Annotated in this window: 20 protein-coding genes; 12 read left to right on the top strand and 8 right to left on the bottom strand. The window is 71.4% G+C overall.

Annotated features, from left to right (window positions below):
- Positions 1 to 3: 3 nt before the first annotated feature.
- Entirely contained in the window at positions 4 to 1,143 is a 1,140-nt protein-coding gene (locus Saso_RS12300) for a PucR family transcriptional regulator (RefSeq protein ID WP_189919350.1), read from the bottom strand.
- Between the two features lie 87 nt (positions 1,144 to 1,230).
- On the opposite strand from Saso_RS12300, the gene Saso_RS12295 reads away from it, so the two are divergent.
- Positions 1,231 to 2,286 (top strand): ferredoxin reductase, encoded by a 1,056-nt coding sequence (locus Saso_RS12295; protein WP_189919349.1) that lies wholly within the window; start codon positions 1,231 to 1,233, stop codon positions 2,284 to 2,286.
- A gap of 7 nt (positions 2,287 to 2,293) precedes the next feature.
- Positions 2,294 to 3,412 (top strand): fatty acid desaturase family protein, encoded by a 1,119-nt coding sequence (locus Saso_RS12290; protein WP_189919348.1) that lies wholly within the window; start codon positions 2,294 to 2,296, stop codon positions 3,410 to 3,412.
- A gap of 118 nt (positions 3,413 to 3,530) precedes the next feature.
- Here the strand turns inward: Saso_RS12290 and Saso_RS12285 are convergent, their stop codons facing one another.
- A complete protein-coding gene (locus tag Saso_RS12285) occupies positions 3,531 to 4,370 on the bottom strand; it encodes a COG4705 family protein (protein WP_189919347.1) in 840 nt (279 codons plus the stop codon).
- A gap of 123 nt (positions 4,371 to 4,493) precedes the next feature.
- Positions 4,494 to 6,011 carry a hypothetical protein gene (locus Saso_RS12280; RefSeq protein WP_189919346.1) on the bottom strand — a complete coding sequence of 506 codons (1,518 nt, stop codon included), beginning with the start codon at positions 6,009 to 6,011 and terminating at the stop codon, positions 4,494 to 4,496.
- Between the two features lie 416 nt (positions 6,012 to 6,427).
- Here Saso_RS12280 and Saso_RS12275 point away from each other — a divergent pair, with 416 nt between their 5' ends.
- Genes Saso_RS12275 through Saso_RS12255 form a run of 5 tightly spaced genes read left to right on the top strand, consistent with a single transcriptional unit; the run spans position 6,428 to position 10,598 of the window.
- Positions 6,428 to 7,129 (top strand): DedA family protein, encoded by a 702-nt coding sequence (locus Saso_RS12275; protein WP_189919345.1) that lies wholly within the window; start codon positions 6,428 to 6,430, stop codon positions 7,127 to 7,129.
- Positions 7,126 to 7,695 carry a phosphatase PAP2 family protein gene (locus Saso_RS12270; protein WP_189919344.1) on the top strand — a complete coding sequence of 190 codons (570 nt, stop codon included), beginning with the start codon at positions 7,126 to 7,128 and terminating at the stop codon, positions 7,693 to 7,695. The genes Saso_RS12275 and Saso_RS12270 overlap by 4 nt, the downstream gene beginning before the upstream one ends.
- Positions 7,696 to 7,727: 32 nt before the next feature.
- Complete coding sequence (locus Saso_RS12265; protein ID WP_189919342.1) at positions 7,728 to 8,606, top strand: phosphatase PAP2 family protein; 879 nt, start codon at positions 7,728 to 7,730, stop codon at positions 8,604 to 8,606.
- Complete coding sequence (locus tag Saso_RS12260; protein WP_189919340.1) at positions 8,560 to 9,222, top strand: response regulator transcription factor; 663 nt, start codon at positions 8,560 to 8,562, stop codon at positions 9,220 to 9,222. The genes Saso_RS12265 and Saso_RS12260 overlap by 47 nt, the downstream gene beginning before the upstream one ends.
- On the top strand, positions 9,219 to 10,598 hold the full coding sequence (locus tag Saso_RS12255; protein ID WP_189919338.1) for a sensor histidine kinase: 1,380 nt from the start codon (positions 9,219 to 9,221) through the stop codon (positions 10,596 to 10,598). The genes Saso_RS12260 and Saso_RS12255 overlap by 4 nt, the downstream gene beginning before the upstream one ends.
- A gap of 36 nt (positions 10,599 to 10,634) precedes the next feature.
- On the opposite strand, the gene Saso_RS12250 is transcribed toward Saso_RS12255, so the two are convergent.
- Complete coding sequence (locus Saso_RS12250) at positions 10,635 to 11,651, bottom strand: LacI family DNA-binding transcriptional regulator (protein ID WP_189919336.1); 1,017 nt, start codon at positions 11,649 to 11,651, stop codon at positions 10,635 to 10,637.
- A 320-nt stretch (positions 11,652 to 11,971) separates the two neighbouring features.
- Between Saso_RS12250 and Saso_RS12245 the strand changes: the two genes are divergently transcribed.
- The 4 genes from Saso_RS12245 (at position 11,972) to Saso_RS12230 (ending at position 16,862) form a co-directional block, all read left to right on the top strand.
- The gene (locus Saso_RS12245; protein WP_372442424.1) at positions 11,972 to 13,249 is read left to right on the top strand and encodes an ABC transporter substrate-binding protein; all 1,278 of its coding nucleotides are present in this window, start codon (positions 11,972 to 11,974) and stop codon (positions 13,247 to 13,249) included.
- A gap of 110 nt (positions 13,250 to 13,359) precedes the next feature.
- Positions 13,360 to 14,355, top strand: a complete 996-nt coding sequence (locus tag Saso_RS12240) for a carbohydrate ABC transporter permease (protein ID WP_189919332.1) — start codon at positions 13,360 to 13,362, stop codon at positions 14,353 to 14,355.
- Between the two features lie 13 nt (positions 14,356 to 14,368).
- Positions 14,369 to 15,313, top strand: a complete 945-nt coding sequence (locus Saso_RS12235; RefSeq protein ID WP_189919329.1) for a carbohydrate ABC transporter permease — start codon at positions 14,369 to 14,371, stop codon at positions 15,311 to 15,313.
- A 91-nt stretch (positions 15,314 to 15,404) separates the two neighbouring features.
- Positions 15,405 to 16,862, top strand: coding sequence for a GH1 family beta-glucosidase (locus tag Saso_RS12230; protein WP_189919327.1), 1,458 nt, complete (start codon positions 15,405 to 15,407; stop codon positions 16,860 to 16,862).
- A 155-nt stretch (positions 16,863 to 17,017) separates the two neighbouring features.
- Here Saso_RS12230 and Saso_RS12225 read toward each other — a convergent pair whose 3' ends face one another.
- The 4 genes from Saso_RS12225 to Saso_RS12210 form a co-directional block, all read right to left on the bottom strand.
- Positions 17,018 to 17,362, bottom strand: coding sequence for an STAS domain-containing protein (locus Saso_RS12225; RefSeq protein ID WP_189919325.1), 345 nt, complete (start codon positions 17,360 to 17,362; stop codon positions 17,018 to 17,020).
- A gap of 160 nt (positions 17,363 to 17,522) precedes the next feature.
- Positions 17,523 to 21,053 (bottom strand): nSTAND1 domain-containing NTPase, encoded by a 3,531-nt coding sequence (locus tag Saso_RS12220; protein WP_229901143.1) that lies wholly within the window; start codon positions 21,051 to 21,053, stop codon positions 17,523 to 17,525.
- A 359-nt stretch (positions 21,054 to 21,412) separates the two neighbouring features.
- A complete protein-coding gene (locus Saso_RS12215) occupies positions 21,413 to 22,108 on the bottom strand; it encodes a response regulator (protein WP_203833521.1) in 696 nt (231 codons plus the stop codon).
- Positions 22,105 to 23,394 (bottom strand): sensor histidine kinase, encoded by a 1,290-nt coding sequence (locus Saso_RS12210; protein WP_189919323.1) that lies wholly within the window; start codon positions 23,392 to 23,394, stop codon positions 22,105 to 22,107. Before Saso_RS12210 ends, Saso_RS12215 begins: the two co-directional genes overlap by 4 nt.
- A gap of 132 nt (positions 23,395 to 23,526) precedes the next feature.
- Between Saso_RS12210 and Saso_RS12205 the strand changes: the two genes are divergently transcribed.
- The gene (locus tag Saso_RS12205; protein WP_189919320.1) at positions 23,527 to 24,093 is read left to right on the top strand and encodes a class I SAM-dependent methyltransferase; all 567 of its coding nucleotides are present in this window, start codon (positions 23,527 to 23,529) and stop codon (positions 24,091 to 24,093) included.
- Positions 24,094 to 24,168: the final 75 nt, after the last annotated feature.

Below are 24,168 nucleotides of genomic sequence, written 5' to 3'. Positions count from 1 at the left end.
TCGTCAGCTGTCCCGGAGGCCGACCGCCAGGGTCAGCTCGAGGACCCGGTTCGGTGATCCGAGGTCGGGGAACAGCTCCCGGAGTTGGGACATGCGGTACCGGACGGTCTGGGGGTGGACGAACAGCGCCGCGGCCACCTCGTCGCGTCGGCCGTGGTGCAGCAGCCAGGCCCGCAACGTCTCCTCCAGGCGTCGCGCGGTCGCGGCAGGCAGGGTCCGCAACGGGGCGAGGGCCCGGGCCCGCAGGTCGGCGAACGCGTCCGCGTCGGCACTCAGCACCAGTTCGGGCAGGTGGTCCTCGGTGTCGCGGATGTCGGCGGAGAGAGAGCGGGCGCGGACGGCTCGTGCGTAGGAGTCGGACGCGCGGGTCCAGGGCCGGGCCGGGCCGACCACGGCGGTGCGGTCGGTCAGCAGCCTGAGGAGATGCGGCCGGTCCGCGTCCGGGACGAGCAGTACACCGAACGCGTCCGGCAGGTCGTCGAGGACGAGGGTGCTCGGGTCCAGCGTGCGGTAGGCGGGCCGGGCCTGGGCCGCGGGCAGCAGCACCGCGGTCAGCGATACCGGGGGCTGCCACCCTGCCCGTTGCGCGGCGGCCAGCAGCAGGTCCGGGCTCGCGTCGGCGAGGAGGTCGCGGGCCAGTTGTTCGAGGTGGCGTTCATGGGCCCGGCCGCGGGCGGCCAGTTCGTCGGCGTGGCCCGCGGCGCTCGCGGCGGAGAGCTCGTCGATGTAGGCGAAGGTCAGCTCGGCGAACTTGGCGACCTCGGCGGCGGGCAGACCCGCGGGTACGGCGCCCGCAGCCAGACACCGCCAGGCCACGCGGGCGCCGACCCGGTAGGCACTGAGGAGGGCGTCCATCGAACGGCCGTCGCGCACCTCGCCGCGGCCCAGCTCGTAGGCCGCGTCGCCGCCGTCGCCGCCCGTGGCGTTCCCGCTCGCGAGGTCCAGGTAGTGACCCAGGGCGGTGCGGACAGCCCGGCGGATGGTGCCGCCCATGGTGCCCGAAAGGGCGTTGGCGTAGGAAGGGACCTCGTCGATGATCGCCTGGACGATCTCGTCGGCGGTGCTCTTCAGCGCGGCCCGTAGTGCGGTGACCGTCGTCTCATCGAGTGCCAGTTCGCTGGCCCTCCGGATTGCATGACTCACGTTTTTGTTCCCTGCGAACAATTCTGCCGACCAGATTTACGTCCTGCGGTCAGGACTTTACGCCTTGCGGCGCAGCAAGCTGGAGCCATGACGAGTGCAACCCTCCGCAGTGGGGCGTGGAAACTGCTGGAGATGGTCACGACGCCGCTGCTGCCGTCGGACTACCTCGACCTGGTCAGCCCGCTGCGGGCCGGTGCGGATCTGCGCGGGCGCATCGAGGCCGTGCAGCCCGAGACGGGTGACGCGGCGACCATCGTGATCAGACCGGGCCGGGGCTGGCGCGGCCACACGCCCGGCCAGTACGTGCGGATCGGGGTCGACGTCGACGGGGTGCGTCTGTGGCGCGCCTACTCCCTCACCTCGCCGACGAACCGGCGGGACGGCCGCGTCACGATCACCGTGAAGGCCATCCCGGACGGCAAGGTCAGCAACCACCTGGTCCGCAGGGCGAGACCCGGCACGCTGGTCCACCTCGACCAGGCGACCGGTGACTTCGTGCTGCCGCAGGCCAAGCCCGCCAAGGTGCTCTACCTCACGGCCGGCAGCGGCATCACGCCCGTGATGGGCATGCTGCGCGACACCGCGTTCGACGACGCCGTCATGGTCCACTGCGCGCCACAGCCGCAGGACGTGATCTTCCGCAGGGAACTGCACGAGCTCGTCGCGGACAGGAAGCTGCGGCTCACCGAGGTGCACACCGACACGGACGGCAAGCTCGACATCGCCCGTCTCGACGAGCTCGTGCCCGACTGGGCCGAGCGCGAGACCTGGGCCTGCGGGCCCGCGGGCCTGCTCGACGCCGCCGAGAAGCACTGGGCCGAGCACGGCGTCGAGGAGCGCCTGCACATCGAGCGCTTCCGCCCGAGCATCGTGGTCGCCGGCGATGGCGGCGAGGTCACCTTCAGCGCCACCGGCAAGAGAGTCGACGCGGACGGCGCGACGCCTCTGCTGGACGTCGGCGAGGAGGCCGGCGTGCTCATGCCCTCCGGGTGCCGCATGGGCATCTGCTTCGGCTGCATCACGCCGCTCAAGGCGGGCGCCGTCCGCGACCTGCGCACCGGTGAGATCACCGAGGCCGAACCGGGCGTCCTCATCCAGACCTGTGTGTCCGCCGCTGCGGGCCCCTGCGACATCGAACGGTAGGAACACCTTGACCGCCATCGACCCCACCGCCCACCTGACCGCGGAGCAGATCGAGGAGCTCGGACGCGAGCTGGACGCGATCCGCGACGCGGTGATCGCCGACCGCGGCGAGAAGGACGCGGCCTACATCCGCAAGGTCATCTCGGCGCAGCGCAAGCTGGAGCTGGCCAGCAGGGGCGTGCTGCTGTTCTCGCTCTTCCCGCCGGCGTGGGTGATCGGTACCGCCGGCCTGTCCGTGGCGAAGATCATGGACAACATGGAGATCGGCCACAACATCCTGCACGGCCAGTGGGACTGGATGCGGGACCCGAAGATCCACTCCACCACCTGGGAATGGGATCACGTCTCGCCGGCGGACCAGTGGAAGCACTCGCACAACGAGCTGCACCACACGTACACGAACGTGATCGGCAAGGACAACGACCTCGGCTACGGCATCATGCGCGTCGACGAGGACCAGAAGTGGCACCCGTTCCACCTGGGCCAGCCGCTGTGGAACTTCATCAACGCCTGCTTCTTCGAGTACGGCATCGCGGCGTACGACCTGGAGCTCGGCAAGAACCTGCACAAGCGCCGCCGCAAGAACCCGGAGTTCCGCGAGCGGGCCAAGGCCGTGGGCCGCAAGATCCGCAAGCAGGTGCTCAAGGACTACGTGATCCACCCACTGCTGTCGGGTCCGTCGTTCCTGCCCACGCTGGCCGCCACGTTCACCGCGAACCTGGTCCGCAACATCTGGTCCCACTCGGTGATCATGTGCGGGCACTTCCCCGAGGGCGTGCAGGTCTTCGAACGCCGGTCGATCAGGGGCGAGACGCGCGGCCAGTGGTACCTGCGCCAGATGATGGGCTCGGCGAACATCAGCGGCAGCAAGGCCATGCACTTCATGACCGGCAACCTGTCGCACCAGATCGAGCACCACCTGTTCCCGGACCTGCCGAGCAACCGGTACGCCGAGGTCGCGGTCAAGGTGCGCGCGCTGTTCGAGAAGTACGAGCTGGAGTACGTCACCGGACCGCTGCCGAAACAGGTGTTCTCGGCCTGGCACAAGGTCGTCCGGCTCTCGCTGCCGAACAAGAAGACGAAGGTCCGGACGCCGGACCGGGAGCAGGAGCTCGTCGCGGCCTGATCCCGGGACCGGTTCGGATCCTTCTGCTGCAACGGTGGCGCCGCCCACCGGTCCCGGCGGGATCCGCTGCGGGCGGCGCCCCGCCCGCAGCGGTCCTCCGTGCGTCTCCGGGTGCCGTTCAGGCCGCTCGCCGCGTCACGCGGGCGGGATCCGTGACGTCCTTGCGGGTCACCGCCAGGTACACCACCAGGCCGAGGATGACGGCCAGGAAGAGCCCGCTCGTGACGACGGTGCCGAGCCCGAGGCCGCCGTCGCCGCCGGGCTGGGACAGGTAGTCGCCGATCGAGGCGCCGAGCGGGCGGGTGAGGACGTAGGCGATCCAGAAGCTCCACACCGCGTCCAGGCCCAGCGCGAAGTGCGCGATCGCCACGGCGGCGATGGCCAGCGCGAAGAGGACCGCCGCGAGCGGGTAGCCCAGGTCCATGCGTTCCGAGACCAGATCGCCGCCCGCCGTTCCCAGGGCGAAGGTGAACAGCACGGCCAGCCAGTAGTACGCCTCGCGGCCGGTGGTGTCGATGCTGTGGATGGAGAGGGTGCGCTCGCGCCGGTACCAGACGACGAACGTGACGGCGAGGAGGACGGCGAACACGGACGTGGTCGTCTCGAGCGGCACGCCCATGTTGTCGGTGAGGTTGTCGCTGATCAGTGTGCCGACGACGCTGATGAGGGCGACGGCGAGCCAGTACACGCCCGCGCGGTACGCCGTGGTGCGGAACTGGACGACGAGGACCACCGCGAGCAGCGCGCTCATCAGCACGGACACACCGGTCAGCCCCAGGCCGGCCTTTTCGTTCAGCAGGTCGGCGGCCGTCTCGCCCACGGTCGTGCACAGCACCTTGATGATCCAGAAGTAAGCGGTGACCTCGGGGACCTTGTTCCGGCGCGGACGGCGGGAGGGGTGGCCGGAGGCACTCGTGCCCGGTCCGGCCCCGGGAGTCTCGAAGAGTTCGTAGGTCATGGGCAGGACGTTGCCAGCGGTTGCCTGAACGCATCCTGACTGCCGCGCGTCCTTCCCGGGCCGCCTGATCCGGCCCGTTCAGGACGGCATCAGGTGCGTGGCCGGCCCGGGACGGGAAATGGCTCACCCTCCCGCCGACGGTGCGGGGGCGACGTAGACGCGCAGGCCGGCCACCCGGTGCTCGGTCCAGCTGCTGGCGTAGCCGGGCGGGACGGCGTCCGGTGCCACGAGCGTGGCGGTGGGCACACGGCCGGCGGTTCGCCGGATGCCGGCGGACGTGGTGTTGGCGTTGTGGCCGACGGTCGCGGCGGAGGAGCAGCCCGCGTACACGGCGATCGGGACGTCGTTCGCTCCCGTGACCAGACAGGGCGGGCGAACGCCCAGCCGGTGCAGCCCGGCGGCGACGGAGGCCCACTCGCGGTGGGCCGCGGTGGTACGGCCCACGGTGTCCTCCAGGACCACGAGCTGCGCGGCCAGATGCCCGGCCAGGAGGAGCGGGAGCAGCGTCACGGTCAGGGGCCGCCGGATCCGTCCGCGCGCCCGCAGCAGGTGCACCAGGAGATCCGCGAGGGGCACGGCTAGCAGCGCGTAGGCGGGCAGCAGGAAGCGGGGCGCCGCGTAGCCGATCATGAAGAGGTACGGGAAGGCCGCCGAGACGGCGCAGGCCAGCGGTACGAGGGTGGCGAGGCGCCGCCGGGCACGGATCGCGACCACGGCCGCGAGGACGGCTGCCAGAGGCAGGGCGTACCACCACAAAGTCTCCAGGACGGGGGGCGCCGCACCGGTGCAGGGGCGGCACAGCTTACGGCCGCCCAGCGCGCGCAGCTGGTCTCCGACAGCGATGTTCCAGCCCAGGCCGCCCTGGATTCGGGACGCCTCCGAGAGACGGTGGGCCAGTCCACCGTAGGAGACGTACGCCTCGATCACCCACTGGGCCGCCCCGGCGACCAGGCCGCCGACCAGCGCCCCCAGCAGCGCGGGACGCCGCCACCGTCGTACGGCGAGCAGGAGGACGAGCAGGGGCAGCGTCGTCCAGACCGCGTCCATGGGGCGCATGCAGGCCGTCAGGGCCGCGCTCAGGCCCACGCCCCACAGGGCCGCGCGGTCGGAGCGGTTCGCCAGGGCGCGCAGGAAGCAGCCCGTGCCGGCCAGGGCGCCGACGGCGACCCAGTAGTTGGGCATGGCCTGCGGCCCGTAGAACAGCGTCACCCACAAGGAGGCGAGCAGGGCGCCCGCGGTCGCGAGCACGCGCGTGGGGAAGAGGCCCCGCCAGGCGCGGAGCGCGAGGAAGAGCGCGAGGCCGGACAGGGCGGCCAGGTAGATCCGCAGCAGCACGGTGGACGACGTCCAGGCGGCGACCGGTGCCACCAGCAGCGGGACTCCACGGGCGCGCGGGGCGCTGAAGAACGCGGGCGGCGCGTGGGAGGAGACCTGGCTGACGTAGACCGACTCGTCCCAGCCGAGGCCCATCCCGGGCCGTACGAGAAGGAGCTGGGCCAGGGTGAAGGCGCCGGCCACGACCGCCAGTGCCCACGCGCCGCGGGATCGTGCCGCGAGGCGAACGGCCGGGAGCGCTTCGGGCCTGCGCGGGCCGGTCGACGGGGCGGACGTGCCGGCCGTGGCCTGGAGGCCCTCTCTCATCGCTCATCCCTCGCTCCGGCGACCTGTGGGGCCGGACGGACACCACAGAGCGTGGGCCCGCGGATGCCTTCCGGACCGCGCGCCCTACGCGCTGAACGTTTCAGACCTGGTCGGCAGGGGCCCGCGGGGCAGAGCCGACCGGCGTAACGCCCGTGACCCGGGGGGCGAGGCGCTCGCCGTCCTGGGGTGGCGAACCGGCCGTCCCGTGGGCGGCGGACCGGGCGCCCACGCCGTAGGACATTGCGGGCCGGACGCCGATGGCGATCGCAGGATCCCCGCCCGGGAACGATCCCCGATCCCCCATCGTCTACAGTTCAGTAGACCGTCTACAGATGTGTAGTCGATTGCCGGGTGCCGCCACGCCATCGTTCAGCCGCATCCGACCGTGCGGACGAACGATGAAGGGGCCTCCGACGATGACCACAGCCGTACACCTGTCGTCCCAGCTCGCCGTCAATGTGCTGGACGCACGGTCGCTGCTGTCCGCGTTCGGCGTGCTGGGCGTGGGTGTGATCCTGTTCGCCGAGACCGGGCTGCTGATCGGCTTCTTCCTCCCGGGCGACTCCCTGCTGTTCACGGCCGGTCTGCTGTGCACCGGCACCGCCGGGAGCGGCCTGAAGCTGTCGCTCGGCCCGCTTCTGGTCGCGGCGGCGGTCGGAGCCCTGGCCGGCTCGCAGTGCGGGTACCTCCTGGGCCGTAGAGCAGGCGGAACCCTGCTCGCCCGCAGCCGGTCGGCCCGCCTGCACGAGGGGGCGGAACGCGCGGAGGAACTGCTGGAGCGCTACGGCCACGCGAAGGCGATCGTCCTGGCCCGCTTCGTCCCGGTCGTGCGGACGGTCCTGAACCCGATGGCGGGTGCCCTGCGGGTGCCCGTGCGGACGTTCACCGTCTGGCAGGTGACCGGCGGGCTGGTGTGGAGCCTCGGCCTCACGCTGGCGGGATACGCGCTGGGATCCTCCGTGCCGAACGTGGACCGCTATCTGCTGCCGATCGTCGCGGTGATCGTGGCCGTGTCGCTGATTCCGGTCGCCTCCGAGGTGTTCCGCTCACGCCGGGCCGCCAAGGCGACGGCGGACGAGGCACAGGAGGCGCAGAAGGCACAGGAGGCGCGCGGATGATCGTCGCCTTCGGCGCCACGTCCGTGGACGGCCCGGCCTACACCGACGTGGTGGACCTCGCCCGGCACGCTCCCGCGTGGCTGGACGACACCCTCTCGGCCTACTCGACGTACGGGCTCGCTCTGTTCGCCGTGCTCATGGCCGTCGGCTGGTGGCACGCCCGGCGGCGGGGCGCCGCCGCCTCGGTCGCGGCGCTCGCCGTGCCGTTCGCCGTCGTCGCGGCCTTCGGGGTGGACGCCGCGCTGAAGCTGCTGGTGCGCGAGGACCGGCCCTGCCGGAGCCTGCGGGTGACCACGCTGGAGGCCTGTCCGGCGCCGGGCGACTGGTCCTTCCCCAGCAACCACGCCGCTGTCGCCGCCGCGGCCGCCGTCGCCGGCCTGGCCGCGGTCGCGATGGCCCTCTCGCGCGTGTGGGTGGGCGCGCACTACCCCCATGACGTCCTCGCGGGGATCGTGGTGGGCGCCGTGGCCGCCCTGCTCTTCATGTCGGCTCTGCGCGGGCGGCTGGAGGCCGCGGCACTGCGCCTCTCTGCCACGCGACTGCGTCCGCTCCTGGTCACGTCATGAGCCGGGACACGCGTCAGGGCGTGGAGCGTGGCATGAAGCGTGGTGAGATCGCCGAACTGGCCGGCAGCTGCGGCCTCGGCGCGTGGACGGGCCTGAGCGTCCTGACCATGGTCGTGGTGGGGCACGAGGGCATACCCCTGTTCGCCGACGCCGATCTCCTCTCGTGGTCCGTCGGCCATCGGCCCGGTACGGTCGTGGCGGTCGCGCGCTGGGTGACCGCCACCGGGACCGGTGTGGTCCCGTACGCGCTGGTGGTTCTGGCCGCGCTCATGGCGGGGCGCACCTCACGGCAGCGAGCGCTCGCCGCCGCGCTCTGCCTGGGCTGCGTCGGGGCGGGCCAGGCGCTGCGGTACACGGTGATGGCCCTCGTCGGCCGGCCGCGGCCGCCCCTGCCGGACTGGGCGACGCATGCCTCGGGCTGGGCGTTCCCGTCCGGTCACACCACCACCGCGGCCCTCACCGCAGGACTGCTGATCATCGCCGTCCGCGTACGCGGCCCGCGAGCCGGAACCCCGCTCACGGTGGTCATCGGCTGCTGGGGCGCACTGGTCGGCCTGACCCGTGTCTATCTCGGCGTGCACTGGTTCACCGACGTGGTCGGCGGCTGGCTGTTCGCCGCCGGCTGGCTGGGGCTGTGCCTGTGGGCCGTGGCGCGCTGGCTCCCCGAGCGAATGACCCCCGGCGCGACGGACTCGGAGACGGCCCCGGCCGCGGGCACGGACATGGCCGCGGGCGCGGGCACCGACACGACCTCGGCCCGCAGAACGGCAGAACCGCCGGGCGGCACTGGGGGCGGCATTGCAGGTGGCCGATCGGCCACCGTACCGAAACAGACGGACGCGGCACGACAGCGGAGGGAGGACCATGCGCCGGACGATCCTGGTCGTCGAGGACGATCACGCCCTGCGTGACGTGCTGATGCGCGGGCTGCGCGACGAGGACTTCGACCCCGTGCCCGCACCGGACGGCGCCACCGCACTCCGGCTGGCCACCCCCGAGATCTGCGCGGCCGTGCTCGACATAGGACTGCCCGACGCCGACGGCCGGGACGTGTGCACGGCGCTGCGCGCTAACGGATTCCACTCCCCCGTCGTCTTCCTCACCGCCCACCACCGGCTGAGCGACCGGCTGTCCGGGTTCTCGGCCGGAGGCGACGACTACCTGCCCAAGCCGTTCCATCTCAGCGAACTCGCGGCCCGCCTGCGGGCAGCCCTCAAACGGGCCGCGCCGCCGCCCGCTCGCACGACGGGAGACCTGGCCCTGGACGCGGTCCGGCACACGGCCGGCGTCCGAGGCACCCGGGTCGACCTGACACCGACCGAGTTCCGTCTCCTGGCGGCGCTCATGACGGCTTCCGGCGGCCTCGTGCGCCGCCGCGATCTGGTCCGGGCGGCCTGGCCCGAGGGCGCCCTCGTCCATGACAACACGCTCGACCAGTACCTGAGCCGGCTGCGCCGCAAGCTGCGCGAGGCCGGCAGCGACCGGACGATCGGCACGGCCCGCGGGATCGGCCACCGGCTGTCATGAGCGGCATCCGCCACCGGCCCCGGCCGACCGTCCCCGCCCTTCTCCGCCGTGCGGCGCCCCCCACCCTGCGCGGCCGGCTGTCCCTCGTGGCCCTCACCACGGCGGCGCTGCTCATGCTGGTCCTCACCGTCGCCTTCAACACGGTCGCCCGGCACCGTCTGCACCACCAGGCGGACGACGAACTGCGCACCCGCGCCGCCGCCGTCGCGACGACCATCGACACCTCGGGCGCGACCGTACGGGTGCTGGAGACCTCCCACGACGCCCTCCTCGACGCCGACGTGTGGATCTACGCCGGCGGACACCTGCTGGAAGCACCGCCGAGCGCCGGCCGCCTCACCCGGGTCGCCGACGCACTGGCCGGCCGGGGAGGGCGGCGGTGCGTCACCGCCGACGTGGACGGTCCCCTCCGGCCGTGCTCGCAGCCGGTGCCCGGGGGCAGGAGCGAGGCCACGGTGGTCACCGCCCTCGACCTCTCGCCGTACCGGAGTTCGGCCGACACCCTGCTCCTGGGCTCGGTCGCGCTGGACGTCGTGATGCTCGCCTGCACGTACGCCCTCACGCGGCTCGCGGTGGGCCGCGCGCTGCGCCCGGTCCGTACGATGACCGACCAGGCGACCCACTGGAGCGCCGTCGCCTCCGTAGAACGCTTCGGCCGTACGCGGCACCCCGCCGAACTCGCGCGGCTCGGTACCTCGTTGGACGCCCTGCTGGACCGCATCCGCACCCTCCTGCGCCACGAGCGGCAGCTCACCGGCGAACTCTCGCACGAGCTGCGGACGCCCCTGAGCCGGATCGTCGCCGAACTCGACTGGTGGCAGACCCGCCCGCGCACCGCCGACGAGATCCGCGCCGTCCACCGGGCCGTCGCGGAGGCCGCCCAGTCCATGCGGACCATCTGCGACACCCTCCTCGACGACGCCCGCGGCGGCGCCCTCACCGCTCCCGGCACCGCCGAGATCCTCCCGACCCTGCGTCGCCTCACCGAAGTCCTCGACGCGCCGGATCACTTGACGGTCGCCGCCGACGGCCCGCCTCTGGAGGCCGGAGTCCCGCCCGCCCTCCTCGAGCGGATCGTCAGCCCGCTCCTGGCCAACGCCTGCCGCTACGCCCGCTCCCAGGTGGCCGTCCGCGCCTACCGTGCGCCCGACGGCGTGCGCATCGACGTCCTCGACGACGGCCCCGGCGTACCTCGGCCGTTCGCCGGGCAGCTCTTCGAGCCCGGGCGGCGCGCGGATCCCGGGGACGGACACGGTGGCGCGGGCCTGGGACTGCCGCTGGCGCGACGCCTGGCCCGCTCCGCCGGCGGCGAGGTGACGTACGACCCCGTGCACACTCCCGGGGCACGCTTCGTGGTCAGCCTGCCCGCCGGGTGACCGCGCCGCGCTCGGTCCGGCCCCTGCCCGGCGGGCTCATGACGATTCGCGCACCACGAGTTCGGTGGGAAGGACGACGTGCTGACGCGGCCCCTGGGGATCGGCGATCTCCTCCAGGAGGATGCGGGCGATCGTGGTGCCGATCTCCTCGACGGGCTGACGCACGCTGGTCAGCGACGGATTCGTGTGCCGGGCGATGATGGAGTCGTCGAATCCGACCACCGCCACGTCGTCGGGGACACGGCGCCCCTGCCGGCGCAGCTCCGCCAGCGCCCCCGCCGCCATGACGTCCGAGGCGACGAACACGGCGTCGAGCGCGGGGACTCGTCCAAGGAGTGAACGAATCGCGGCCTGTCCGCCCTCCTCGGTGAAGTCGCCCGACGCAACGAGGTGCTCGGGGATTTCGTGGCCCGCCTCCTCCAGTGCCGCGCGCCACCCCTGCAACCGGCTGCGCGACACGTCCATGTCGAGGGGGCCGGTGATCGTGGCGATCGTCCGCCGCCCTCGTGCGAGCAGATGCGTGACGGCCGCTGCGGCGCCACCGGCGTTGTCGGAGTGCACGTGGCTGAGCGACTCGGCGCGGGAGCGGCGCCCGGCGAGCACCGTGGGCAGGCCCATGTCCTCCAACAGGCCGGGCAGCGGGTCGTGCTCGTGCACCGAGACCAGGAGTACTCCGTCGACACGCCGCTCCGCCACCGACTCGGTGAGCTGGTCCCGCTCGGCCTGGTCGCGCACGAGCACCAGTTGGAGCTGTGTCCGGGTGGTGGCGAGGGCGGTGCTGACCCCGCGGATGACCGCCGAGAAGTAGGGCTCGGAACCGAGTCTGCTCTCGGACTCGGGAATCACCAGGGCCACGGAGTTCGTCCGGTTCGTCACGAGCCCCCGGGCAACCGAGTTCGGGACGTAGTTCAGCTCGGCGATGGCGGCGAGCACGGCGGCCTTGGCCTTGTCGCTGACGAGGTCCGAGCCGTTGACGACTCGTGAAACCGTGGTGCGTCCGACACCGGCGCGCGCGGCCACGGTCTTGATGGTCGGGCGTTGCGTGCCCCCCATGTCGCCTCCTCGCTCGCGCGGTGCCCGAACGGCTTCCACCAGCGCATTGTGCCAGACCGCCCGAGAACGCCCGCCGGGGTCCGGGTCGGGGGTGCGACATTCTCCGGCACCGAAGTTGCTCAACTTCTTGACAGGAGTCTTTCGCGGCGGCCACGCTTCGGGCCTCTGAATGGGCACGTTCCCATCGCTGTTTGGGAACGTGCCCACTAGGACAAATCGGCACCTACGGAGCGGACCGTGGGGCTCGAACTCCGGTGCGTCAGCGCCGCCGCTAGGAGGACGAAATGGGCAAGGACCGAAGGAAGTTACCTACACGAGCCATGGCCGCGGTAGCAGCTGTGTCGGCTTTCGGTCTGGTCGCGGGCTGTGGGGGCAGCGACAGCGGAGGGACCGGCGGCGGGAAGAAGGACGGCAAGGTCACCATCACCATGGGGCTGTTCGGCGTCATGGGCTTCAAGGAGACCGGCCTCCTCGACAAGTACATGAAGGAACACCCGAACATCGTCATCAAGGCGGACGTCGCCGGTGACGAACAGACCTACTACACCGCCCTTCAGACTCATCTGGCCGCCGGGAGCGGACTGAAAGACATCCAGGGCATAGAAATTGGTCGGGCCAAGGAACTGTCGGACACCCAGCAGGACAAGTTCGTGGATCTGGCCGGCCTGGCCGGGACGGACCACTTCCTGCCGTGGAAGCAGAGCCAGGTCACCACCAAGGACAAGAAGGTCATCGGCCTGGGGACCGACATCGGCCCGATGGCGGTCTGCTACCGCAAGGACCTGTTCGAGCAGGCCGGCCTGCCCACCGAACGCGGCGAGGTCGCGAAGCTGTGGGAGGGCGACTGGTCGAAGTACGTCGCCGCGGGCAAGCGGTTCAAGCAGAACTCGAAGGACGACAAGGTCGCCTTCATGGACAGCTCCAGCGGGCTGTTCAACGCCATGATCTACGGAAACTCCCAGCAGTTCTACGACAAGCAGGGCGAGCTGATCTACGCCACCAACCCGGTGGTGAAGGGCGCGTGGAAGCTGGCCTCGGAGGCGGCCACGTCGGGTCTGACCGCCAAGCTCCGCCAGTTCCAGCCCGGCTGGGACCCCGGCCTGGCCAACAGCACCTTCGCCAGCACCGTCTGCCCGGCGTGGATGCTCGCGCACATCAGCGAGAAGGCGGGCCCCGCGAACAAGGGCAAGTGGGACGTCGCCAAGGCGCCGAAGGGCGCCAACTGGGGCGGATCGTTCCTCGGCGTGATGGAGAAGAGCCCCGTCAGCAAGGAGGCGCAGGAGCTCGTCGCCTGGCTCACCGCCCCTGAGCAGCAGGCCTACCTCTTCGAGAAGATCGGCAACTTCCCCTCGTCCAAGACCGCTCTGGGGATGCCCGAAGTGGTCGATGCCACGTCGGACTACTTCAGCGGCGCGCCCATCGGGAAGATCTTCAGCGCCGCGGCCCAGGAGATCCCCGACGAGCAGGTGCTCGGCCGCAAGGACGGCACCATCAAGGACATCTTCTCGCAGGGCCTGACCTTGATCGAGGCGCAGAACAAGAGCCCGAACGAGGCATGGGAGACCACGGACAAGCGCATCGAGAAGGCCGTCGGCTGACCTCGGGCCCCTTCGCCCACCTCCGCAGCCGCCCGGCGTTCCCCGCACGGCCCCCGGCGGGCCGCCGGGCGGCTGCCCACCCCGTCACCCTCCAGGAAGGACGCCTTCCGGTGGCCATCTCCACCTCGACACCCCCAGACGGTGCGCCCGGCGCCGCTCACCCGGCCGGGTCGGGCAGCGGCACAGAAGATCAGCGGCGCAGTACGCTGCTGCACCGCCTCGACGTACGCGTCGCGCCGTACGCGTTCGTCGCCCCGTTCTTCGTCGTCTTCGCCGCCTTCAGCTTCTACCCGCTCATCTACACCTCGTGGATCTCCCTGCACCGCGTCGAGCTGTCGACCCTGAACCTCATGGAGTGGGTGGGCTTCGACAACTACACGGCCCTGTGGGACGACGACCGTTTCTGGAACGCGCTGCTCAACACGTTCACGATCGGCGTCCTGTCGACCGTGCCGCAGCTGTTGATGGCGCTCGGGCTGGCGCACCTGCTCAACTACCGCCTGCGGGGCTCGACCTTCTTCCGCGTCGCCGTCCTGACGCCGTACGCCACATCGGTGGGCGCCGCGGCCCTGGTGTTCACGATGCTCTTCGAGCGCGACTTCGGCATGATCAACTGGATGCTGAGCCTGGTCGGCGTCGACAACATCGACTGGGACAACAGCAAGTGGGCCGCGCAGACCGCCATTTCCACGATCGTCATCTGGCGCTGGACCGGCTACAACGCCCTGCTCTACCTGGCGGCGATGCAGGCCGTCCCGCGCGACCGCTACGAGGCCGCGGCCCTCGACGGCGCTTCGCGATGGCAGCAGTTCCTCATGGTCACCGTGCCCGGCATCCGCGCGACCATCGTGTTCACCATCGTCCTGTCCACGATCGGTGCCACGCAGCTCTTCGGTGAGCCCCTGATCTTCGGCCAGGGCCCCAACGGCGTCACCGGAGGGGCGGACAACCAGTACCAGACGCTGGGACTGCTGCTGTACGAGGAGGGCTGGAAGAACTACCAGATGGGCCGGGCCGCCACGGTCGCCTGGGCGATGTTCCTGCTGCTCATCGTCGTGTTCGCCGTCCAGCAAGTCGTCAAGCGCGTCCTGGCGCGCAGGGCCTGACCGGGAGATCCCCATGACCACAGACAGCATCCCGGTCCGGGCGACGGACGCGCGCCCCGGGAGCGTACAGAAGAAGAGCCGGAAGAGCGCGACCCCAGGCGGCCGCGGCCGTCAGCTGTTCCGGCACCCGGGCGCCGGACGCCAGCACCACGCGGGTCCCGTCGCCTACATCCTGCTGGGGATCGCGGCCCTGTTCTCGCTCTTCCCGCTGTACTGGACGATGGTGGCGGCTTCGACCGACAACACGCGCGTCACCCAGACACCTCCCCCGTTCCTGCCGGGGCCTCATCTCCTGGAGAACCTCGGCAAGGCCTGGCAGGACGCCGCACTGGGCAAGGCCATGCTCAACAGCCTGATCGTCGCCGGCGTGATCGCCCTGTCCACGGTGCTGTTCGCCACCCTCGCCGGCTTCGCCTTCGCGAAACTCCGCTTCAAGGGCCGCAACATCCTGCTCATGCTCGTGATCGGCACGATGCTGGTGCCGCCTCAACTGGGCGTCGTTCCGCTGTTCATGATGATGACGGAACTGGGCTGGGGACAGCAGCTGCCCGCTGTCATCTTCCCCACGCTCGTCAGCGCCGTCGGGGTGTTCTTCATGCGGCAGTACCTGAGCGAGGCGCTGCCCGACGAACTCGTCGAGGCCGGACGGGTGGACGGTGCGCACTCCCTGCGCATCTTCTGGAGCATCGTGCTGCCGATCGCGCGGCCGCCCATGGCCGTCCTGTTCATGATCACGTTCGTGCACGCCTGGAACGACTTCTTCTGGCCGTTCATCGTCCTCGACATGTCCAACCCGACGGTGCCCGTCGCGCTCACCCAGCTGAGCGCGGGATACGTACGCGACCAGTCGCTGATCATGGCGGGCGCCCTGCTCGGCACGCTCCCCCTGCTCGTCATGTTCATCGTCTTCGGCCGTCAGATCGTCGGCGGAATCATGCAGGGAGCGGTCAAGGGATGAGTGCCCCGCCGTGCCCTGCGTGCCGTGCCCCGCCGACGGCCGCCACCCGCTCCGACCCCTCGCACCCCGAACCGCATCTGGAAGGACTCACGTGACCACCGGTACCCGACGTGTCGCGCCCGCCCCGAAGACCACCGACGCCCTCAGCTTCCCTCAGGGGTTCACTTGGGGCACGGCAACCGCCGCTTACCAGATCGAAGGCGCCGCCTCCGTCGACGGACGCACCCCCTCCATCTGGGACGTCTACTCGCACACGCCCGGCAGGGTGCGCAACGGCGACACCGGTGACGTGGCCACCGACCATTACCACCGCTGGCGCGAGGACGTCTCGATCATGGCCGCCCTCGGCGTGAGCGCCTACCGGTTCTCCCTGTCCTGGCCGCGGGTGCAGCCCACCGGCCGCGGCCCGGCCGTGCAGAAGGGGCTCGACTTCTACCGGGCGTTGACCGACGCACTGCTGGAAGAGGGCATCGAACCGGTCGTCACGCTCTACCACTGGGACCTGCCGCAGGAGCTGGAGAACGCCGGCGGCTGGCCGGAGCGCATCACCACCGACCGGTTCGCCGACTACGCGACTCTCGCGGCCCGTGCGCTGGGAGACCGGGTCAAGACCTGGACCACCCTCAACGAGCCCTGGTGCAGTGCCTTCCTCGGATACGGATCGGGGGTCCACGCTCCCGGGCGCACCGACCCGGTCGCGGCCCTGCGCGCGGCGCACCACCTCAACCTCGCCCATGGCAAGGCCGTTCAGGCGCTGCGCGCCGAACTGCCCTCGCACGCACGGACGTCCATCACGCTCAACCTCCACCACATCCGAGCACTGTCCGAGACTCCCGAGGACCTGGAAGCGGCTCGCCGGATCGACGCGCTGGCCAACCGCGTCTTCACCGGCCCTGTGCTGGAGGGCGAATACCCGCAGGATCTCTTCCAGGACACGGCAGGTCTGACCGACTGGTCCTTCGTGCACAGCGGTGACACCGCGACGATCCACCAGCCGCTGGACTTCCTGGGGGTCAACTACTACACACCCACACTCGTCTCCGCCGCCATCGGCGAGGCCGGCCACGGTTCCGACGGCCACGGGATGAGCGATCACAGCCCCTGGCCGGGCGCCGATCGGGTCACCTTCCACCGTCCGCCGGGCACCACCACCGCTATGGGCTGGGCGGTGGACCCCAGTGGTCTGTACGACCTGCTGATGCGGCTCACCAAGGACTTCCCCGCGATGCCTTTGATGATCACCGAGAACGGGGCCGCGTTCGACGACTACGTCAACCCGGAAGGCGAGGTGGCCGACCCCGAACGCATCGCGTACCTCCACGGCCACCTCTCGGCCGTGCAGCGGGCGATCGTCGCCGGCGCCGACGTGCGGGGCTACTTCCTGTGGTCCCTGCTGGACAACTTCGAATGGGGCTACGGCTACAGCAAGCGCTTCGGCGCCGTCTACGTGGACTACCCGACCGGCAAGCGCATCCCCAAGTCCAGCGCACGGTGGTACGCGGACCTGGCACGCACCGGCACGTTGCCGGACCGGACCGGCGGCGCCTGACAGGGGGCGACCAACGGGTCGACCCGCACACCGGCGTCGTCCGAACCGTCGACCTGCCCGCGCTCCGACTCCCCGACGGGGGGACGGCATGGTGGGCTGTGATCTGTGGTCTGTGGGCTGTGCAGCGGGCCGGTCGGCGTGCCGTCGGACGGCTGTCAGTCGTCGGCCAGGGTGGCCGGGAGGACATCGGACAGCAGGCAGGCGAGTTCGAGGTCGGGGTTGACCTCGGTGGCGAGGAGAAGCAGTCGCAGCGGCTGGGGCGCGAGGTTGATCACCGTCGTCTTGCGGGCCGGGCCCGGTCGCGGCGGCTGCTCGAAGAGCAGGTGGAGGCCTGCGACGTCCATGAAGCGGGCGTCGTGCAGGTCCCAGACCAGCTCTGTCACATCCGGCGGCAGGTCGGCGGCAGCGGCACGCAGCATGGGCAGTGTGTCGAAGTCGATCTCTCCGTGCACGACGATGTGAGCGGCCGCGCCGTCGATCCGCAGTGTGAAGAGGCGCATCGTGGGCCAGCCCCCTTTCACGGGAGCCCTTGTGTCCCTTCATCGTCACACGGCGAGACGCGAGTGACCCATGTGATCCCGTGCAAAATCTGGGCGACGACCGGTACAACCACGGGCCATGGAACAGCCAAGGGCGCGAAGGTCTCGACCGATCCCACGATCACGCGGGATCGAGTGGCAGGAGGTGCTGTCGTCGTTCTTCCTGGGTGAGGGTGCGGAAGACCCTTCCTCGGGCGATCGCCTCCATCCGGTCGTGGTCGGGGTCCGCCCGCCACACGCGCGCCGTCCCGTCGGCCGATCCGGTGAGCAGCCGTGTGCCGTCGGGGGACCAGGCGACAGAGGTCACCTTTTCCTGATGCACCCCGATGACGGCGATCTCCTCGAAGGTGGCGGCGGACCAGACCCGTACGGTGCGGTCGTCGGCACCTGTGGCGATGTGCAGGCCGTCCGGTGACCATGCGACGGCGCGGAGTCGTCCCTCGTGCCCCTTCAGGACCTCGATGCGCCGTCCTGTCGTGACGTCCCAGACGGCGGCGGTCCAGTCGCCGGAGGCGGTGGCGATCCTTGCCCCGTCCGGGGACCAGGCCGTGTCCGCCACGTAGTTGTCGTGGCCCCGCAGCACGGTGTATTGCTGCCCCTCCCCGACGTCCCAGAGTGTGCACGTGCGGTCGTCGGAACAGCTCGCGAGCAGGTGTCCGCTCGGTGACCAGGCCACACGGCCCACCCAGTCCTGGTGTCCCGTCAGTTTCAGCAGCCCCGCCCCGTCCGCCGTGGATCGGATGCTCACGGCCCAGTCGTGACCGCCGGTGGCGATCCGTGTGCCGTTCGGGGACCAGGCGCAGCCTTTGACGACCTCGCCCTGTCGTTCGAAGAGCGTGCCACCATGACCGTCGGTGATGCGGAACAGGCCGTCGTTCGTGCCGAACGCGAGTCGTTCCCCGCGCGGGGTCCAGGCGACGGCCCAGACCCGGTCCTCCACCTCGATCACCTGTCCTGCCGGTACTCCGGTGGCCGCGTCCCACATCCGTACGGTGCCGTCGTCCGAAGCGGTGGCGAAGCGGGTTCCGTCCCCGGACCACACGGCCTGGTTCACCGAACCCTGGTGTCCGGCGGCCATGACCAGCTCGGCGCCCCGTGGTCGCAGGTCCCACACCATGCCGGTGCGGTCGGTGGAACTGGTGGCGAGCATGGTGCCGCAGGGTGACCAGGTCACACCCCAGACGGTGTCGGCGTGACCGCGCAGCACGGCCAGAACCTCGGCGTCCTCGACGCCGACGATACGCACGGTGCGGTCGGAGGAGACGCTGGCCAGCATCCGCCCGTCCGGCGACCAGGCGACGTTCCACACATAGTCGGTATGTCCTCGCAACAACAGGCGCAGGTCGCCGCTCGCCGCGTCCCAGATCCGGACCGTGTGGTCGCCGGAGCCGGTGGCCACCTGCCGTCCGTCCGGTGACCACGTGACGCACTCGACGAAGTCCGAGTGTCCGGTGAGCGTGGTGACCGCCGTCCCGGTGGCCAGTTCCCACACCATCGCGGTCTGATCGTGGGACGCGGAAGCAAGGCGGTTGCCGTCCGGCGACCAGGCCACGCCCCAGACATCGTCACGGTGCCCGTGCAGCTCGCGCACCAGCAGCCCTGTACCGGTCTCCCAGACCCGTACGGTCCGGTCCTTGGAGCTCGCCGCGACGTGCCGACCGTCCGGCGACCAGGCGACATGCCTGGTGAGGTCCCCCGCGCCGGTGAGCAGCCGGGTCGGTTCCCCGGACACGGCATCCCAGATCCGTACGACACGGTCGCGGCCGACCGTTGCCACCTTGCCCGAGTCGGGCGACCAGGCGACGCACTCGACCACGACCTCGTCACACGAGAGCACCAGCACGGTGCGCCCGGATCGGGCGTCATAGATGCGGGCAGTACCGTCCCTGGACGCCGTGGCCAGGAATCTGCCGTCGGGGGACCAGGCGATGCGCCGAACCGTGTCCGTGTGTCCGTCGAGACGGGCCCGCAGGTGGCTCGCCGCCAGCGCTGCCATCAGTCCACGCCGGGCCGAGGGCGTGGGGGTGCATTCGTCGAGCGCGGCGAGGGCGAGCAGCAGGGAGCGCTCCGGTTCGCTCTCCGGGCTCAGCAGAACATGACGTCCGATGCTGTCGGACACCCGGCTCAGAAAGGTCAGGTCGTGACGCAGCGAGGACTCGACGAGCGCGCGGGCGGGTGCGGACGCCTGCCCGGATTCCTCCAGGGCTTCCAGCCAGCGCCGAGCAGCAGCGAGGCGTTCTCCGGCAAGGAGGTAGTCGTCGCTGCATCCGGCCCGCTCCCAGTCGGCCGCCCACCGCTCCAGTTCGGCGCGTTCGCGAAGTCGCTCGGCCCGTGCCTCGACCTCCTGCCTGAGCGGGGCCCATTGGCGGAAGAGTGCCTCGTGCGTGACCTGCACATAGGGCTCGCCGCCTACCGGGCTCCCTCCCGCGGCATCGGTGCGCAGCAGTCGCGCCTCGACGAAGGCATCGACGACAACGCGGTCCCGTTCCCCGAGCTCCGACAGCGGCACACGGCGACGGGCCACCTCCTGGCCCTCGACGGTGACGAACCTGAGCAGGGCACGAAGGACGAAGTCGATGCCCACGTGCGTGCCCAGCGCGGCCACGGTGTTGTCCACCTGCCGCGCGAGGGCGCCAGGTACGCCGCCGAGCCCCCGGTACAGCTCTTCGGTCACCGTGCCACCAGGTCCGGAGGCGAAGTACAACTCCTGGAGCAGGTAGGCGAGCAGCGGCAGGGCGTCGTCGGTCCCGGTCTCGCTCACGATCGATTCGACCACCCCCGACGCGAAGCGGAGGTCGACGAGGGCTCCGGGCCGCTCCACGACTCGGGCGAGCTGCGTTCTGTCCAACGTGCCGATGGCGACCGGGTGCTGGAAGAGTTCCGCCTGTCCGGTGCCGAGGAGCCGACCGAGCAGATCCACCCGGAGAGTGACCAGCACTCGGACCGCGGGATCCTGTTCCACACAGGTACGCAGCGCTGCGAGGAACTGAGCGCGTTCGCGCTCACCGGCCAGGGTGACAACCTCTTCGAACTGGTCCACCACGAGGAGTATCCGCCGGAACCGGCCGCCCCGCAGCCGCGAAAGCTCGGCTTTCAGCGCAGCGGGCCCGAGGCGCAGCCTGCGCAGCACGGCGCTTGCCGGTTCCTGTCCGTCGCCGACGGCGGCCAGCGCGCCGGCGAGGGCGGCCAGGGGGTTGGGCCCTGGGGCGAAGGCCGGGACGACGGTCCAGCGGCCTTGCCGGAGCCGGGGCATCACCCCAGCCCTGACCAGTGAGGACTTCCCGCTCCCCGACGCTCCGACCAGCAACAGGAACCGATCCGCGGGGCAGGTGGCTGTGGCGTGCAGCCTGCGTGTCAGCTCGGCGACCTGGGTCTCCCGGCCGAAGTAGACCGGGGCCGCGTCCTCGTCGAACGCGTCGAGTCCCGGGTAAGGAATCCGCTCACGCGGCCACACGCTACGGGGCGGAGCGGGATTCTCCAGCCGATAGACGACGACCTGTCCCGCCACCAGGGCCACGACCAGCAGCCCGATGGCAGGAACGGAGAACCGCTGAATCTCCTCCAGCACCCAGGGAGCGTGGTCCGTGCTGGTCGCGTAGTTGGTGGCGATCCCCAGCAAGCAGGCGACCAGCGCCAACATGATCTGGAGCACGACCTGTAGACGGTTCCTCACCGCACACCACTCACGACCGCGTCACTGATTGCCGGCACCGCACTCCCCCGTTCCCCCGGGCCCCCGGACGACCGACCCGCGCGCCATCCGCTCGCCACCATCTTCCGAGGCTCGACGGAAGGGTTCAACGGTATGTGCGGGTTCGGGCGCAGAGCGCTACAGCCCCCTCGGCGCAGTGCTGTGGCGGCCATCGGGCTACGACGGCGTCGTCGACGACTACGTCCTCGTGCGCAGTGCCGGGTTCCTTCCGCGCGGAGGGCTGTCCGACGAGGAACTCGCAGCGGAGAACATCACGGGGTTTCAGGGGTGGCGCCTCCAGGTGCCGTGGCCGTCGTCGTTCAGTCGCCGACCCGGATCAGCCCGCTCTCGTAGGCGAAGATCACCGCGTGGACACGGTCGCGCAGGCCCAGTTTGGCCAGGATGCGGCCGAGGTGGGTCTTGACGGTCGTCTCGCCCACGAAGAGCCGCTCGGCCACCTCGCCGTTGGCCAGCCCCCGGGCGACCAGGGCGAGGACGTCCCGTTCCCGGTCGGTGAGCGCGGCCAGCCGGCTTCGCTGGGCGCCGGCGACGGCGGGGGCCTGCCGGACGAAGCGTTCGACCAGGCGCCGGGTGAGGGAGGGGGCGACCATGACCTCGCCCCGGAGGACCGCGCGGACGGTCACCAGGATCTCCTCGGCGGGGGCGTCCTTGACGAGGAAGCCGTTCGCGCCGGCGCGCAGGGCCGCGTAGGCGTACTCGTCCAGGTCGAAGGTGGTGACGACGAGGATGCGGGGTGCCCGCGGCCGGGCGCAGAGGTGTTCGGTCGCGGCGAGCCCGTCCCGGCCGGGCATGCGTACGTCCATCAGGACGAGGTCCGGCTCCAGGTCGGCCACGCCCCTGATCGCCGCGTTCCCGTCGGCGGCCTCGCCCACCACCGTGAGGTCGGGCTGGCTGTCGACGACCATGCGCAGTCCCATCCGGATCAGCTCCTGGTCGTCGCAGATCAGCACCCGCGACGGCGGCGGGGCGGGAGCCGGGGTGGACGGGCCGGTCACGGGGTCACCGCGGCGGGCTCGGCCTCGGGGCGCAGGACGGCGGTGACCCGGTAGCCCCCGCCGGGTGCGGGGCCGGCGTCGACGCTCCCGCCGTACAGGGCGGCGCGTTCGCGCATGCCGGTGAGTCCGTGACCGCGGGACAGAAGCGGTGCGGGTTGCTCGGGGACGGCTTCCGCGCAGGCTCCGCCTCCGGCTCCGGCTCCGGCTCCGGGCGAGTTCTCCACCTGGATGCGTACCAGCCGTCCCCGGCCCTCGGTGCCGGTGTCGACCCGCACGTGGATCGTGGTGTCCGGGGGTGCGTGCTTGACGACGTTGGTGAGGGCCTCCTGCACGATCCGGTAGATCTGCGCGGTGAGGTCCGCCGGAAGGCCGTCACGATCTCCGTGGAGATCCAGCCGGGTGCGCGTGGCGGTGGTGTCGAGGCGTGCGAGCAGCCGCCGCAGATCCGCCGCGAGGGACTCACCCGTCCCGCCCTGTTCCGAAGCGGGGCCGCCGACCGGGGCGTCCGTGTCGGGGGTGCGCAGTACCTCCAGCAGGCGGCGCAGTTCGTCGAGGGCTTCCCGGCCGGTGGCGCTGATGACGTCGAAGGTGCGGTCGACGACCGTGGGGTCGGTGTGCCGCATCAGCCTGCCGCCCTCGGCGTTGAGCACCATCACGCTCACGCCGTGAGCGAGGACGTCGTGGATCTCGCGGGCGATGCGTACCCGCTCCTCGGCCACGGCGACGCGGGCCAGCGCGAGACGCTGTGATTCGGCGAGGGCGGCCCGGTGCTCGAACTCGGCGATGTAGGCGCGCCGGGCGCGGACGTACGCGCCGAACAGCCAGGCCCCGGCCAGCAGAAGCCCCACGGCGAGCGGGGTGAGCCAGGCGCCGCGGGCTCCCGGACCCCCGTGGTCGCGCTGCCAGGCGGGGATCCACAGCACGACGCACCCGGCGGCGCCGAGCACGGTCAGCGCGGCGGCGCGACGCAGCCCGCGCACCGTGAGGGTGGCGAGGACCGCGGCCAGGGCCACGGCGCCGCGTCCCGGTTCCTGTCCCCACACGTGTCCGAGGTACTGCGCCCAGAACGCGGCCGTCACCAGGGCCGCGACGAGGACCGGCCGGCGGCGGCGCCACAGCAGGGGAAGCACGAGGGCGGCGTACACGACCGCCTGCACCTGGACCGGTCGCCAGCCCGGCTCCGGACGGATCACCGGGGGCACGGCGACCAGCACGACCAGCAGGACGTCCGCCAGCCACGGATGTCCGCGGCGCAGGCGGGGCAGGGTCTCGATCAGCCGGTGCACCGCCTCACGCTACGGCCGGGGTCCGCTCCCCGGCATCGTCCTGGCGGGTGTCACCGGGTCCTCCCGCGGTCGTACGCACACCGGCCGGGGATACGACGTGCGGCCACCCCGGACGCTTCCAGCATGGCCGCCATGTCGATCACCACGGAGTTCCTCAGACGGCCCCTCATGACCGGTGCCGTAGCGCCCAGTTCACGGCGACTGGCGTACGCGATGACCGAGGGCGCGGGACTGGAGCGGGCCCGGCTCGTCGCCGAGCTCGGCCCGGGGACCGGGGTGTTCACCGATGCGATCCTCGCGCGGCTCGGCCCCGACGCACGGCTCGTCGCCGTCGAGCTCAACCCCGTGCTCGCCGCCCGGCTTTCGGCCACCCGGCGCGACACCCGGCTGACCGTGGTCCGGGGTTCGGCCGCCGAGCTGGCCGCCGCCGTGGACGGGCCCGTCGACGCGGTGGTCTCCGGACTGCCGTGGACGGTCATGCCGCAGGACCGGCGCCGGCGGATCCTGGACGCCGTGACCGAAGTCCTCGCGCCCGGTGGCCGGTTCAGCACCTTCGCCTACCTGCACGCGGCCTGGACCCCGCCCGCCCGGGCTTTCACGGCCGAACTCGCCTGCCGCTTCGACCGGTTGGAGTGCTCGAAGGCGGTGTGGGCGAACCTGCCGCCCGCGTTCGTGCACCGGGCCACCCGCAGACCGTGAGTTCGGTGCGGCTCGGCGAGGCAGCGTCGTGCCCGACGGCAGGTCGTGCGCGCATCCGCGCGGCGACGGGGCGCC

Source organism: Streptomyces asoensis (genome assembly GCF_016860545.1).
GTDB lineage: Bacteria > Actinomycetota > Actinomycetes > Streptomycetales > Streptomycetaceae > Streptomyces > Streptomyces asoensis.
This window is presented reverse-complemented; position numbering and strand designations above follow the sequence as displayed.